1 protein-coding gene is annotated in these 347 nt (G+C 68.9%); it reads right to left on the bottom strand.

Annotation, left to right across the window (positions count from 1 at the left end):
• Positions 1-347 (bottom strand): GTP-binding protein (locus IE97_RS0137930; RefSeq protein WP_030252329.1); only part of this gene is annotated, 347 nt, incomplete at both ends.

Raw genomic sequence — 347 nt, 5'->3', positions numbered from 1 at the left:
GCCGCGCGTCGCAGTCGATGATGGGGACCTCGTCGGGCAGGTCGAGGGCGTTACGGAGCGCCTCGACCGGGTGGTGGGGCGCGTCGGGGAAGGTGTTGACCGCGACGACGAACGGCACGCCGCGCTCTTCCAGGCGGCCGATCACGTCGAAGCTGACCTGGAGCCGCCGGGTGTCGATGAGGACGACGGCTCCGAGGGCGCCTTCGAACAGCCCGTTCCACAGGAACCAGAAGCGCTCCTGGCCGGGCGTGCCGAAGAGGTAGAGGATCAGCTCCTCGCTGAGGCTGATCCGTCCGAAGTCCATGGCGACGGTGGTGGCGGTCTTGCTCTCCACCCCCACGTTGTCG

The organism is Streptomyces sp. NRRL S-455 (assembly GCF_000717875.1).
Lineage (GTDB): Bacteria > Actinomycetota > Actinomycetes > Streptomycetales > Streptomycetaceae > Streptomyces.
The sequence above is the reverse complement of the archived record's forward strand: the minus strand, read 5'-3'. Positions and strand labels throughout refer to the sequence as shown.